Annotated in this window: 13 protein-coding genes; all 13 read left to right on the plus strand. The window is 42.0% G+C overall.

Going from position 1 to position 14,445, the window contains the following annotated elements; all coding sequences use genetic code 11:
- Nucleotides 1-14: 14 nt before the first annotated feature.
- The 13 genes from DESYODRAFT_RS05710 (at nt 15) to DESYODRAFT_RS05770 (ending at nt 14,422) form a co-directional block, all read left to right on the plus strand.
- Nucleotides 15-1,178, plus strand: a complete 1,164-nt coding sequence (locus tag DESYODRAFT_RS05710) for an HpcH/HpaI aldolase/citrate lyase family protein (protein ID WP_007780584.1) — start codon at nt 15-17, stop codon at nt 1,176-1,178.
- Nucleotides 1,129-2,541, plus strand: a complete 1,413-nt coding sequence (locus DESYODRAFT_RS05715) for a phosphoribosyltransferase family protein (RefSeq protein WP_007780587.1) — start codon at nt 1,129-1,131, stop codon at nt 2,539-2,541. Before DESYODRAFT_RS05710 ends, DESYODRAFT_RS05715 begins: the two co-directional genes overlap by 50 nt.
- Complete coding sequence (locus DESYODRAFT_RS05720) at nt 2,538-3,659, plus strand: cysteine protease StiP family protein (protein WP_007780589.1); 1,122 nt, start codon at nt 2,538-2,540, stop codon at nt 3,657-3,659. Before DESYODRAFT_RS05715 ends, DESYODRAFT_RS05720 begins: the two co-directional genes overlap by 4 nt.
- Nucleotides 3,656-4,495 (plus strand): HAD family hydrolase, encoded by an 840-nt coding sequence (locus tag DESYODRAFT_RS05725; RefSeq protein WP_007780591.1) that lies wholly within the window; start codon nt 3,656-3,658, stop codon nt 4,493-4,495. The genes DESYODRAFT_RS05720 and DESYODRAFT_RS05725 overlap by 4 nt, the downstream gene beginning before the upstream one ends.
- 290 nt (nt 4,496-4,785) lie before the next feature.
- Nucleotides 4,786-5,397, plus strand: a complete 612-nt coding sequence (locus DESYODRAFT_RS05730) for a TerD family protein (RefSeq protein WP_007780594.1) — start codon at nt 4,786-4,788, stop codon at nt 5,395-5,397.
- A 23-nt stretch (nt 5,398-5,420) separates the two neighbouring features.
- On the plus strand, nt 5,421-5,999 hold the full coding sequence (locus DESYODRAFT_RS05735; RefSeq protein ID WP_007780598.1) for a TerD family protein: 579 nt from the start codon (nt 5,421-5,423) through the stop codon (nt 5,997-5,999).
- A 43-nt stretch (nt 6,000-6,042) separates the two neighbouring features.
- Entirely contained in the window at nt 6,043-6,627 is a 585-nt protein-coding gene (locus tag DESYODRAFT_RS05740; protein WP_007780599.1) for a TerD family protein, read from the plus strand.
- Nucleotides 6,628-6,909: 282 nt separating this feature from the next.
- Nucleotides 6,910-8,958, plus strand: coding sequence for a hydrogenase 4 subunit B (hyfB, locus tag DESYODRAFT_RS05745; protein ID WP_007780600.1), 2,049 nt, complete (start codon nt 6,910-6,912; stop codon nt 8,956-8,958).
- An 11-nt stretch (nt 8,959-8,969) separates the two neighbouring features.
- A complete protein-coding gene (locus DESYODRAFT_RS05750) occupies nt 8,970-9,920 on the plus strand; it encodes a respiratory chain complex I subunit 1 family protein (protein WP_007780603.1) in 951 nt (316 codons plus the stop codon).
- A gap of 5 nt (nt 9,921-9,925) precedes the next feature.
- On the plus strand, nt 9,926-10,585 hold the full coding sequence (locus DESYODRAFT_RS05755; RefSeq protein WP_007780606.1) for a hypothetical protein: 660 nt from the start codon (nt 9,926-9,928) through the stop codon (nt 10,583-10,585).
- 4 nt (nt 10,586-10,589) lie between these two features.
- Nucleotides 10,590-12,053: a hydrogenase 4 subunit F gene (locus tag DESYODRAFT_RS05760; protein ID WP_007780609.1), complete on the plus strand. Its 1,464-nt coding sequence runs from the start codon at nt 10,590-10,592 to the stop codon at nt 12,051-12,053.
- Nucleotides 12,053-13,633: a hydrogenase large subunit gene (locus DESYODRAFT_RS05765; RefSeq protein ID WP_007780611.1), complete on the plus strand. Its 1,581-nt coding sequence runs from the start codon at nt 12,053-12,055 to the stop codon at nt 13,631-13,633. The genes DESYODRAFT_RS05760 and DESYODRAFT_RS05765 overlap by 1 nt, the downstream gene beginning before the upstream one ends.
- 75 nt (nt 13,634-13,708) lie before the next feature.
- Entirely contained in the window at nt 13,709-14,422 is a 714-nt protein-coding gene (locus tag DESYODRAFT_RS05770; protein ID WP_007780615.1) for an NADH-quinone oxidoreductase subunit B family protein, read from the plus strand.
- The last annotated feature ends 23 nt before the right edge of the window (nt 14,423-14,445 follow it).

The raw sequence follows: 14,445 nt of genomic DNA on the forward strand, positions 1-14,445 counted from the left end.
TGACAAAAGAGGGTATGGAAACAACCTTCTTTAAGGCTCCGGAGCCTTTTAATAAAGAGACTCCCCGAGCGGTTCTTTCTTATGCCCTTGGAGCTTCACTCTATATGCCTGGGACTAGGGAAACCATAGCAAAGGATATCATCTCCAGAAAAAACAGGGGCCTTGCGTCAACCGTGTTTTGTTTAGAAGACTCGATCGGGGATGCTGAAGTTCCCTATGCAGAAGAGAATCTTACGAAGCAAGTTAAGGAGATTAATAAGGCTTTCAACAGTGAGGAGATTGAGGATATTGATCTGCCTCTTATCTTCATTCGGGTTCGCAATCCGGAACAAATCCTAAAGCTGGCGGAAAAAATGGGTGACAGCGCAAAGCTCGTTACTGGTTTTATCTTTCCTAAATTCACATCGGAAAGTCATGAATATTTTGAAGCTGTTAAGACCCTCAATACTCAATTTACCGGGCCGTTTTACGGAATGCCGATTATAGAAAGTACCCAAGCTATTTACCGCGAATCACGTCTCCGCGAATTAATGGAAACGAAGCGGCTCTTAGACTCCTATCATGATTTGGTCTTAAATGTTCGCATTGGAGCGACGGATTTTTCCGGTTATTATGGAATCCGTCGAGGACCGGACGTGACTATCTACGATATCACGGTGATACGGGATTGTATCGCAGATATTATCAATGTTTTTGGACGTGTTGAGAGTGATTATGTGGTATCAGGTCCTGTATGGGAGTACTTCACCAATGGAGGAAGAGTGCTTAAACCTCAGCTTCGCAAGACTCCCTTTGAGCATTTTCATGATGTCCATGGAAACAATCGAACGAAGATCAGAAGCCAGCTTTTAAATAAATACGTTGATGGTCTAATTCGTGAGGTGATTTTAGACAAGGAAAATGGAATTATCGGCAAAACCATCATTCATCCCAGTCATATCATTCCTGTTCAATCCTTATACATTGTCGGTCACGAAGAATACTTGGATGCATTAAGTATTATAGAAAACAGCAATGGCTTGCAGGGTGTCATGAAAAGCCACTATACTAATAAAATGAACGAGATTAAACCTCATTATAATTGGGCTCAAAAAATCTTGCTTAGAGCGAGGAATTATGGAGTGTTTCATGAGCAGCACAATTTCATCAGTCTCTTCACCGAAGATATTTACATATAACCTGGAAGGGCAAAGGGTATCTGTGACCTTAAAAAGCAATCCCTTTGCTTTCGCCCCCCAAGTTTTGTTTTCCTTAGCAGCCAGAAAGAATAAGAAACGAGGTTTTTTATTCGTAAGCAACGTTCTGGGGAAACACGTTCCTGTTGATCCTTTTGTACCTCTGCTTGCGGGGATTGCTCTTGCTGTTCAGTACATGAACAAGATACATAGCGTCAGCCATATCGATACTCAGGCAATTATACAGGCTCTGAAGAAGAATGAGGATACGCAAAAAGCTTATGAAGAGGTCATTACAAAACCGCGCTTTGTTTTGCCCCGGGAAACATTATTTATAGGATTTGCAGAAACAGCAACAGCGCTGGGACATGCTGTGTTCAGCATGTTTGATAATGCTCACTACCTTCATACAACCCGTGAGCAAATACCGCTTTTATCCTCCGAACTTAGTTTTAAGGAGGATCATTCTCACGCAGTAAATCATCGTTGTTATCCGTTAGATGCTGAATCACTTAAAAATCCAAAAACAATTGTGCTAGTTGATGATGAGATCACAACGGGTAATACGGCTTTAAATATTATTCGGGCCATAAATCTAAAGTTTCCCAAAACAAATTATGTTGTACTGTCTCTTTTGGACTGGAGAACAACAGAAAACCGTGCTGATTTCAGACAACTTGAAGAACAGCTTGATATTCGTATTGATACGATTTCCTTGATAGAAGGGGAAATAGAGGTAAGCGGTGTTCCCGTTTGCGAGATAATGGATCAATCAAACCTTGGATTAGAGTCCGATGTTGCGGCTGAATCTTTAGTTTTTGAAGAACAAAGAGTTCTTGGCTTACAAGACGTGATCCCTGTCTTTTCAGTTGATTCAACAGGGTATCAAAGCCTCTCTCCGTATTTAAAACAAACAGGACGATTTGGACTGTCTAGTAAAGAAAATCAGGAGATTCTTCTTTCGGCAAGAACCATAGGCCAAATGCTAAAGTGTGACAGATCAGGAATAAAAACCCTTTGCTTAGGAACCGGTGAATTTATGTATTTTCCTATGCTCATATCCGCTTATATGGGAAACGGAATAAGTTATCATTCCACAACGAGAAGTCCGATCTTTCCCTTTCCCAAACCAGATTACGCAATTAAACAGGCATTTTCATATCCCAGTCCTGACGACCCGGGTATTACTAATTATATTTACAACATCCCTTTAAACTATTATGATGAGGTTTACTTATTTCTTGAAAGGGAGGTTAACCGCGAGCGCTTAATGCCCTTGATAGATATCTTTTGTAAGTTAGGGATTCCTCGTTTGGTTTTTGTACTAGGAAGTTCTATATATCGGAAAAGTGGTGACCGTTATTGAATGATAAACTTTTTAAACATCGTATTCCTGACCCTATACCTATGGGTTGTTACAGCCCTGAGGATGTCATCTTCTTACTCAAAAATCTTAATGGGTTAATGACGGAGACAGATCTTCAAACGCGCGAGCAGATAATCCAGTCCGGCGGTCATTATTCTGAAATGCTGCCGATTGAATATGAACCAACCAAGGAGTACCTTGATCTTTTTCACAGGACTCTTCAGGAGAGCGCTTCTAAAGTTGCCCAAGCGGTAGGCCTGGTAGCAGAGCAGATTTTAAGGAAAAATGGAACAAAGATGGTGCTTGTTTCTCTCGCCCGGGCAGGAACTCCCATTGGAATCTTAATAAAGCGTTATCTTTTAGAAAAGAAGGGTTTGGATCTGCCTCACTACAGCATTTCCATTATTAGGGGTCGAGGTATTGATGAAAATGCTTTATTATACATTCTTCAGAATCACAGGGGTGCAAAACTTCAATTTATTGATGGTTGGACAGGTAAAGGGGCTATAACCAGAGTTTTGAGTAAGGCGTGTGCAGAGTTTAATGCTAAATATGAGGTTGAAATAGACGATGATTTAGCAGTCCTTGCTGATCCGGGGCACTGTGTGAAAACCTTCGGCACGAGAGAGGACTTTTTAATTCCCAGTGCTTGTTTGAATTCAACCGTCTCTGGGTTAGTGAGTCGAACCGTACTTCGAACGGATTTAATTGGAGAAACAGATTTTCATGGAGCAAGATTTTATGAAGAACTTCGCGGAGTAGAAGTTTCCAATCTTTTCATAGATTCGATTGCCAAGGAGTTTAAAAAGCTTGATCTTCAGAACTCGATGTTTGAGAATAGCTATGATCAAGCAGAGGTCTCTTGGCAAGGGCTAAAATCTTTAACGAATATCAAAGAAACCTATGGAATTAGAGATATCAACTTTATTAAACCAGGAATCGGCGAGACAACAAGGGTTCTTCTCAGGCGCTTACCCGAGAGGGTGCTAGTCGATAGTATTGAAAATCCAAATCTGAAACATATCATTCTATTGTGTGAGGATAAAGGAGTTCAGGTCGAGGAGTATCCTCACCTCACCTACTCATGTTGCGGCATAGTGAAACAGGTGTCAAGATGAATAAGATGATGTTTGCAAGCGATCTGGATCAAACCCTGATTTATTCCTACCGATCATGCAGCAACGAAAATGTTGAGATTCAAATTAAACCAGTTGAATGGTTGGAGGACCGATATATCTCCTATATGACGGAAATGGCCTTAGGTAAGTTACAGCACCTTGCCCAAGAATTATTATTCGTGCCTGTCACGACCCGAACGAAACTGCAGTATCAGAGAATAAATTTTTCCGACTATGGCATCTTCTGTCAATATGCAGTAACGAGCAATGGCGGGCGAATTTTCCTCAACGGTATTGAAGACCAAGACTGGATGCGGCAGGTTTCTGATGGCAGGAAAAATTGTCTGGCTGTTGAAGATCTCATCAATCGTTTTAATGAAATAAGACATTCTTCGTGGGTACATCAGAATTCCGGAAAATTAGCGGATGATCTATTCTTTTACTGTTTGATTGAACGCGAAAAGATTCCAGTCACAGAGCTGGCTGCCTTTAAGCTATGGGCGAGGGATAACAATTGGGAGTTATCGATTCAAGGGAGAAAACTATACCTGGTTCCGATCAATGTCAACAAGAAGGCAGCTGTTCAATATATTCGGGCAAAGGAAGGAATTGATCAGCTGGTAGCTGCAGGGGATTCTTTGCTGGATTTTGATATGCTTAAAACAGCAGATTTTGCGGTTGCACCTGCGCATGGGGAACTATATTCGCTTTATCTGCAGAGGACGGCTGGCTTGGAGGGAATTAGATTCACTGAGAAAAACGGCATCAAGGCTGGAGAAGAGATTCTCAGCTATGTGGCAGGAACACTGTCTCGGTCTCGGGATGTTGTAGTATAAAACGGTTATTTATTGTACAATATATATGGTAAACATTGGTTAAAGGGAAGCGGAAGTCTTGGCATGGATAAGAATTATTAGCTTTAAACTAAATTAATCAGTGATTGCTTAAGTTTGCTAAGATGTGAAAGTTATGTGAACAATACAATTTGAGGATTTCCCCCAAGGTTTCCTATGATAAAATATAAGTATTCCATTATTTTCACGTTTTTCCACTGGAAATAAAGGAAATAAAGATGAAGCAGAGAAAAAGATGATATAATACCTGCAATTAAAAAGGAGGATTCATAGTGGGAATTAATTTGCAAAAAGGGCAAAAAATTGACCTGACTAAGGGAAATCCCGGTTTAACTAAAATTATGGTTGGTTTAGGATGGGATGAAGTGTCTAAGCCTAAAGCCGGGGGGTTCTTGGGAGGACTTTTGGGAGGAGGCGGGGGTGCCGCCATTGACTGTGATGCTTCAGCAATCCTTCTTGACGCCCAAGATAAGCTTACTTCAAAAGATCGCTTAGTTTACTTCGGCAATCTGCAAAGTGGGGACAAAAGTGTAAAACATAGTGGTGATAACCTTACCGGCGCTGGTGACGGAGATGATGAACAAATCCAAGTGGATCTAAGTAGTGTTCCTAGTGCTATTCAAAAAATCGTTTTCGTTGTTAATATTTATGATTGTGTAAAACGCAAACAAGATTTCGGTCTGATTGCTAACGCCTTTATTAGGGTTGTTAATCCAGTGAATGGGCAAGAATTCTGCAGGTATAATTTAACTGAGAGCTATGCCGGTAAAACGAGCTTAGTGGTTGCGGAAGTTTATCGTCATAATAATGAGTGGAAGTTTGCGGCCATCGGCCAAGGTACAAATGATACATCCTTAAGTGAACTCATCCGTCGATATCAGTAATTTTATAAAAGGGGGATATTACAATGGCAATTAGTTTACAAAAGGGTCAAAAGGTAGATCTCACTAAATCAAATCCAGGCCTCACAAAAATTATTGTTGGTCTGGGTTGGGACGTCAACAAGTATGATGGCGGCAAAGATTTTGACTTAGATTCCTCGGTATTTTTGTTAAATGCTGAAGGAAAAGTTACGAATGAAAAGAATTTCGTCTTTTTTAACAACCCGAATAGCCCTGATGGTTCAGTGAATCATACTGGCGACAATCGTTCCGGTGCTGGTGACGGGGATGATGAGCAAATCAAAGTCGACTTAGCAATGGTCGCTGGCGATGTTTCTAAGGTTACTTTTACAATTACAATTCATGAAGCTCAAGAACGCAATCAAAATTTTGGACAAGTTTCCAACGCTTACGCACGTGTTCTGAATGAAGCTTCAGGAGAAGAATTAATCCGCTATGACCTTGGCGAAGATTTCTCTGTTGAGACTGCCATAGTGGTTGGCGAGCTTTATCGTCATAATACAGAATGGAAGTTCAATGCAATCGGTAGTGGCTACCAAAACGGATTGGCCGGCTTGTGCAAGGATTTTGGCTTAGACGTATAATCCGAAGGTCAGTATCTTAAAACAAAGTGAATGAGGTGTTTTTATGGCAGTCATTAGTCTTCAAAAAGGACAAAAGGTTGATTTAACTAAGGGAAACCCTGGTTTATCAAAAATCGTTGTCGGATTAGGTTGGGATACTAATAAATATTCTGGTGGGTCTGATTTTGACCTCGATGCTTCGGTCTTCTTACTGGATAAAAATAGCCGAGCCGGGGGTCTGGAAGATTTCATCTATTATAATAATCTTGTCGGCGGTAATGGCTCAGTGACACATACTGGTGATAACCTCACCGGTGAAGGCGATGGAGATGACGAACAAGTTAAGGTTGATCTGGCCGCTGTACCCGCTCATGTTGAAAGAATTGCTTTCACGGTTACCATTCATGAAGCCGCTCAAAGATCACAAAACTTTGGTCAAGTAACCAATGCATTTGTACGAGTTGTCAACGAGGCTAACGGACAAGAAGTCATGCGCTATGATCTGGGAGAAGATTTCTCGGTAGAAACAGCACTTGTCGTTTGCGAACTCTATCGCCATCAAGGGGAATGGAAGTTCAATGCTATAGGCAGCGGTTTCTCAGGGGGGTTAGCAGCCCTTTGCACAAACTATGGTCTACAAGTAGGCTAAAGAATCCAGGCTAATGAAAGAAGCACTCATCGATTTGAGTGCTTCTTTTTTATTCCCCTTGTCATGTTTTTCGTTCTGCGAAATCCGGTCATAAATGTTAATAATGAGGGATATGGAGCGATATACGTCTAATTCCAGCGGGATACAATAATTTTAAAGCAAAAGGGCTGTATTTAATGATTGATATTTTGGAATATATTACTTATGATTAAATTTGCATTATACTTGATTATTTATTCAGATTAAATACAAGAGTTATATAATTTGGGAAGGGGGGCAGAAATGCCATTACTTGATGAATTACTATTTGTGTTTATGTTAACATTCCTGTTATTTGGAGCCTTTTTATCTTTTATCCTACAAAAGAAACCAAGCCTGAGTATTTTGGCGGGATTAACATTTGCCAACCTGGCTAGTCTGTGTGGATTGATTTTAGGTCCGACACTTTTGTTTTATGGGCGTTCACTAGACGTATATTTGCCTTGGTCAGTTTTGGGGATAGAGCTACAATTCAGTCTTGATCCTTTAGGCGCATTTTTTATTACAGTTATTTCAGTGCTCAGTCTTTCAGTTTCTATCTTTTCCTATAGTTACTCGCGCGCTTATATTGGCAAGCACAATGTTGGAGTTCTGGGGCTGTTCTATAACCTCTTTATCTTCTCGATGTTGGCACTTGTGTCTAGCAGTAACACTTTTATGTTTCTATTCTTTTGGGAGATAATGTCTTTAGTGTCTTATTTTCTAGTGGTATTTGAACATCAGGATTCCCAAGTTCGCAAGGCCGGTTTTATTTATATTGTCATGACACATATCGGCACCGTGTTCATAATTATCGCTTTTTTAATGTTATATCAAGAAACTGGCAGTTTTAGGTTTGTTGATTACACTTATTTATCTCAACATCTTTCCCCGACGATAAAAACGGTTATCTTTGTTCTTATCACTCTTGGATTTGGGACTAAGGCAGGAATTGTCCCCTTACATATTTGGTTACCTAAAGCTCATCCTGCCGCGCCAAGCAATGTTTCCGCACTTATGTCCGGAATAATGTTGAAGACCGCGATTTATGGATTTATTAAAATAGTTATAGGTGTGCTAGGTACCGGACCAGTTTGGTGGGGAGTATCAATCCTTATTATTGGGACGGTTTCGGCTTTATTAGGAGTTATGTATGCTTTGATGGAGCATGATATTAAGCGTTTGCTGGCTTATCATAGTGTCGAGAATATCGGCATCATTTTAATGGGTATTGGCACAGCACTAATTTTTATTAGTTACGGCCGGGAAGATCTTGCTATGATTGGTTTGACCGCGGGATTATTTCATACCTTTAACCACGCGGTTTTCAAAGGATTACTCTTTTTGGGAGCTGGGGCAGTTCATTATGCAACTCATACCAGGGACATCGAAAAAATGGGTGGACTTTTAAAAAGAATGCCATGGACGGGATTCTTTTTTCTTATTGGTTCAATTTCAATTTCGGCGATCCCTCCTTTCAATGGCTTTGCCAGCGAGTGGATGACCTATCAAGCGCTATTGGCCTTAGGCACGGCGAAACTTGGAGTGGGTATGAATATTTTGGGACCGGTTCTGGGAGCAGCCTTGGCTCTAACCGGGGCTCTGGCCGCCGCGTGCTTTGTTAAAGCCTTTGGGATTATGTTTCTTGCCTTGCCCCGCAGTATTCATGCGGAAAAAGCTAAAGAAGTACCTAGAACTATGCTGGTTGGCATGGGCCTTTTAGCTTCGTTATGTTTAATACTTGGGGTTATGCCCTTTATAGCTATTGACTTATTAGGCCCTGTTACGGCAAGCCTCCTGGGAGTGACAACCTTCCATATCAGTGGGTATCGCTGGCTGAATGTTACTCTGCTTATGAGGCAAGGTAATGATGTGGGAAGCATTTCCATAGCGCCTCTTATTATCTTTGCTGTTTTGGTATTGAGTGCGTTGGTTGTTTTCTTAATTATTCACAAGTATGGTAAGTTTAAAAAGGCTCGAATCGATGAAACCTGGAACTGTGGAGTAGCTCAAACCCCCAAAATGGAGTATACGGCCACCTCCTTTTCTAAACCAATCAGAATTATGTTTCGCGGGATCTTTCAGCCAACCCGAAAAATCGAGAAAGACTATGTTTCCACACCATATTTTCCAAGCCGGATTCAATATAAAGGGTCTATAAAAGCAATCTTTGAAGATACCCTTTATAGACCGCAACTCAGATTTTTCCTGAAATTAGCGGATAAAGTTACAATTCTACAATCCGGAAGTATTCAGCTTTATCTAGGGTATATCTTTGTTACTTTGGTGGTTCTGCTGATTTTTGCAAGATAGGGGGGAAATACGTGCTTCGAGAAGCAGCTATCGGTGCTTATCAAATGCTTTTAATAGTATTATTAGCACCTTTACTCACAGGAATAATCAAGAAGACAAAGGCTTTTTTTCAAACACGTAAGGGGCCTAATATTTTTCAGCCGTATTTTGATCTTTATAAGTACCTGCAAAAAGAGTCTGTGGTATCGGAACATACCTCCTGGATTTTTAGGGTAACTCCTCTTATTTATATTTCTTCCATGTTAGTGGCAGCCGCCATAGTACCGGTAGTTGCAACTCATAGTTTATTAGGCTTTGCAGGGGATCTCATTCTTATTGTTTACCTTTTTGCTCTTGCCCGGTTTTTCTTGGCTTTAGCCGGCTTAGATGCCGGAAGCGCCTTTGGCGGGATGGGCAGCAGCAGGGAAATGGCTGTAGCTGCGATTGCAGAGCCGGCATTTATGTTGCCTCTCTTTACTATGGCGGTTGCTGCGGGAACGACTAACCTTACAGGAATTGTGCAAGGCGTCGTTAATGGAGGAGAGGGGGTCTTGACACTCGCCCATCTTATGTCCTTTGTGGCCTTATTTGTGGTGGCTGTTGCGGAAACCGGACGAATTCCGGTGGATAACCCGGATACACATTTAGAGTTAACCATGATTCATGAAGGTATGATGTTGGAATACTCAGGAAAGCATCTGGCATTGCTGTCAGTGGCTGTTTCGATTAAACAACTGCTGATCTTTACGTTGTTGGTTAATATCTTCTTTCCTTGGGGAATAGCCCCCGTCTCGGCGAGTATAGGCGGGTTGATTTCAGGTACCCTCGTTTTTATTTTTAAAGTGATAATTTTAGGAATAGTCATGGCTGTTGTTGAAACTTCTTTCGCTAAGACAAGGCTCTTTAAAGTGCCGGATTTACTCATGGGGTCCTTTTTAATCGGCTTGATAGGACTTGTTTCTAAGTTTGTATTCAGGGGGTAATTCTAATGGAATTGCAAAATTATCAAGGAGTTGTGAATTTCTTAATAACCCTAATCCTGGCCTCCACATTTTTAATTATGATTGCCCGACGTTTAAAATCTGTGGTTATAGCGGTCATTATTCAAGGGGTTTTACTGGGAGGCTTATGTAATTTATTGGGTTGGGCGACCGGGATCTTTGAAATGCATGTTGCCGCATTATTAACCTTTGGGGTAAAAGCCGGGATAATTCCTGTTGTACTCATAAACGCTGTCAGCAAAGTAGCGAACGATAGGGAGATTGAATCCTTTCTTAGCATGAAAATGACGTTGCTGTCGGCGGTCTGTTTGGTCTTCATAGCATATTTAGCTACCGGGCAAGTGATTGGGGAAGGGTCAGGTCTGATTCATGAGGCGTTGCCGGTGGCTGTCTCCTTGATGCTCATTGGCTTGTTCTTCATGATTAATCTAAAATTCCCGATCATGCAAATTGTGGGATTAGTTGTAATGGAAAATGGGATCTTTTTAGCGGGAATCGGTACTACAATTGGTATGCCTTTGGTTATTGAATTAGGAATATTTATGGATATTCTGGTAGGGGTTTTAATTATGGGAGTGTTAGTCTTTCGAATTAATCATAGCTTTGACACAATCGATACAAAAAATCTAAGAAATCTACGAGGTTGATTTTATGCCATTGATTTTACTTGCTCTACCTTTAGTTATGGCATTGTTAAGCATGATGGTTAAGGATCGAAGAGTATTAGGGGCCATAAGTATAGTGGGATCAGCGACGATCTTCATAACGGCATTAGGTTTAGCCCAACAAGTGTTTGCGGGTTCCAGTGTGGTGTGGGGTCAGTTCATCTTCATTGATCCTTTAAGTGCTTTAATTCTTTGTCTTGTTGCCATCATTGGTTTTATGGTGGCTTTATATTCTTTAACCTATCTTGCTCATGATATTCGAGAAGGGGAGTTTTCCGAAAAACGTTTAAGATGGTATTATTTTTGGCTGCATATTTTTGTTTTTACCATGTTTTTCGTGCTGGTTTCCGCGAACTTGGGGATTATGTGGGTGGCTGTAGAGGGGACGACTCTTGCCACTGCCTTGCTGGTGGGTTTCTACAATAAGAGGAATTCTTTAGAGGCTGCCTGGAAATATATCATCATTTGCACTGTAGGAATTATCTTTGCTTTGTTCGGAACCATCCTTTTGCATTATGCTGCGGTTTCAGTGACCGGCGAGAGCAGTTCTCTGGATTGGCAGACCTTGAGAAGGGTTGCTAAACAACTTGATCCTATGTTGCTTAAACTTGCTTTTATCTTTGCTTTGGTTGGCTATGGAACAAAGGTGGGTTTAGCCCCCATGCATACCTGGTTGCCTGATGCTCATAGCCAAGCGCCTTCCCCGATTAGTGCTATGCTTTCAGGGGTTCTTTTAAACTGTGCGTTTTATAGTATAATTCGATTTCACTTGGTAGTCTCAGAATCTCTTGGGCCAAACTTTTCGTCCAATTTGATTTTATTATTCGGAGTCTTGTCAATTGCCGTTGCCTTACCCTTTATTCTGGTTCAGCGCGACATAAAAAGGCTGCTCGCCTATTCCAGTATCGAGCATATGGGGATTATCGCTGCTGCAGTGGGCCTGGGCAGTAAATTAGCTTTGTATGGTGCCTTCTTGCACATGATCAATCACGCTCTGACTAAATCCTCACTTTTTTTCATCGTCGGTAATGTTACCCAGCATTACAGGACTAAACGAATTATGAGAATTAAAGGTTTATTTAGAACTATGCCCATAACGGGACCTGCTTTAATGATTGGGGGCTTGGCAATCGCCGGATCTCCTCCCTTTAGTATCTTTATGAGCGAATTTATAATTCTCAGTTCAGGATTTGCTCAGGGCAGGTATATGGTTTCGAGTTTGATTTTGATCTTAATCACCTTAATCTTTACGGGATTTATCTACGCGCTAGGCAAGCTGACCCTGGGGACCCCTCCAAACAGGGTTAAGATAGGCGAGCAAGGTAAATTCACCATTGCTCTGGTTATGATTTCACTTGTGCCTGTCGTTCTTTTCGGGGTATATATCCCAGGATTTATTGAAGACATTCTGCAGCAAGTAACGACCGTATTTATAGGGGGAAATAAGTGATGATAAGGCAAGATAGGGTTATTGCCCTTATTTCGGCGTCCTTTGGGGATAGGGTATTCACCGCCAAGGCCCATGTAAATGAGCTTCATCTGGAAATTGCAAAAAGTGAAATTCCCATCTTAGCTGTCACCTTAAGAGATTGGGGATTTCCCTTAATCCAGCTTACGGCTACAGATGAGCGGAATATCAAAGGACAGTTTCGTTTGTTTTATACCTTTGCTAATGATGGGGAAAAATTCGTGATTATTGTAAGCGTATCCGTAGCTGAAGCTGAGCCCTCCTTTCCTTCTATAACGAATGAAGTCCCGGCGGCTCATTGGTATGAACGCGAGATTCGGGACCTTTTTGGCTTAGATCCTTTAGGGCACCCCGATAAAAGGAGTTTGGCGGTCCATGAAGATTGGCCAAAGGGGTTATATCCTTTGCGGAAGGATTTTGATCTGAATTCTCAGGTGCCTAGGACGGAGGAACAGTTTCCCTACGATGAAGTTGAGGGTGAAGGGGTAATGCAGGTTCCCGTCGGACCCATTCATGCGGGAATTATTGAACCGGGGCATTTTAGATTTAGTGCGGTAGGAGATACTGTCATAAATTTGGAGGCTAGATTATTCTATACTCATAGGGGGATCGAGAAACTTGCTGAAGGAAAAACTCCCCTGGAAGCATTGCCGATTGTCGAACGAATCTGCGGGGCTTGTTCGTTTTCTCATACCACATCTTATTGTCAGGCCCTGGAAAAGCTCTCTAGAGCTGAAGTTTCTATCAGAGCTAAATATATAAGAACGGTGGTTCTGGAACTTGAACGTCTATATAATCATGTCGGAGATGTAGGGAATATTTGTGCAGGGGTCGGTTTCGCTTTCGGAACAATGCATGGAGCACGCCTGAAAGAAGATCTCATGCAACTTAACGAACGGGTTTTTGGAAGCAGGTTTTTAAGGGGAATTAATACTCCGGGTGGAGTTAGAAGAGATATTTCAGTTTTAGACAGTGATTTGATCTTAGCTGCATTAGATAAGATGGAGCTTGAGTTTCGTGATTTGACGGAGATTTTGTTAGATACCAAGTCCTATATGGATAGAGTCCAGACAACCGGTATATTATTGAATCGCACGGCTAGTGACTTGCATGCGGTTGGACCGGCGGCAAGGGCATCCGGTATTGATCGGGATGCGCGGCGTGACCACCCGTACGCTGCTTATGACCGTGTTTCATTTAACGTGCCTGTTTATGAGCAGGGAGATGTTTTATGCAGGGTTAAAGTACGGATTGATGAAACCTTTGAATCAATCAAGATTATCCGACAGATTTTAGAATCAATGCCTTTGGGAGAATTAATACAACCCCTGGGGGATATGATTCCCTTCGATTATACGGTAGGTTTGACAGAGTCCGCTCGGGGAGAGAATGTGCATTTGATCGAGATAGGCAAGGATCAAACAATTAATCGCTATATGATACGTTCAGCATCCTATGTAAATTGGCCGGTAGTTCCTTCGACCGTGCCCGGAAATATCATTCCGGATTTCCCCGTGATTAATAAGAGTTTTGAACTGTGTTATTCTTGTCTGGATCGATGAGGATTTCAACTATGCTGCTGTCTGCTGCTAAAGAAGCGGCACTAGCCGGATTTTCTAATAAGGAGGCTTAATACTATGCTCAGACTTTTTCATAAGAGCTTAAAGACAGGAACGGTCACAATGGATTATCCGGAAACTAGCAGTGTTCCGGGGCCCAGTTTTCAAGGGTTACCGGAATGGCAAGAGCAAAGCTGTGTTCAATGTGGTCGGTGTGCGGACGTATGTCCTACCAAGGCCATTACATTACAGAAGGGATACAAGGAGGCATTTTGGACAGTAGACTCTAAGAAGTGTATCTTTTGTGGGTACTGTGTCGAAACTTGTAAAGGCGCAATCGTCCAAAAGGGGCAATATGAATTAGCGGAAAGGGCAGACCAGGCTCCTCATGTTCAGGCTTTTAAACATTCGGTTCATATACGTCATCTCGATTCGGGGTCGTGTAATGCCTGTGACTGGGAAATGACGGCCCTCACCGGCCCTGTTTATGATATACAACGTCTGGGCTTTGATTTTGTGGCTTCTCCTCGTCATGCGGATATTTTAATGGTGACCGGGCCGGTAACAAGAAACTTAGAAATAGCAGTACATAAGACCTTTGCGGCGACCCCTGCCCCGAAACTTGTGTTAGCTGTCGGCACTTGTGCCTGTAGCGGCGGGATATGCGGCAAAAGCTATGCAAGCTCCGGAGGAGTGGGTAATATCATTCCGGTGGATGTCTTTATACCGGGTTGTCCGCCGCGACCACAAGCTTTGATCCAAGGCTTACTCAAGGCAGTCGGCAGAGCTTAACGTACAGTGGAGCGGGCTCAGCT

This window comes from Desulfosporosinus youngiae DSM 17734 (genome assembly GCF_000244895.1).
Classification (GTDB): Bacteria; Bacillota; Desulfitobacteriia; order Desulfitobacteriales; family Desulfitobacteriaceae; genus Desulfosporosinus; species Desulfosporosinus youngiae.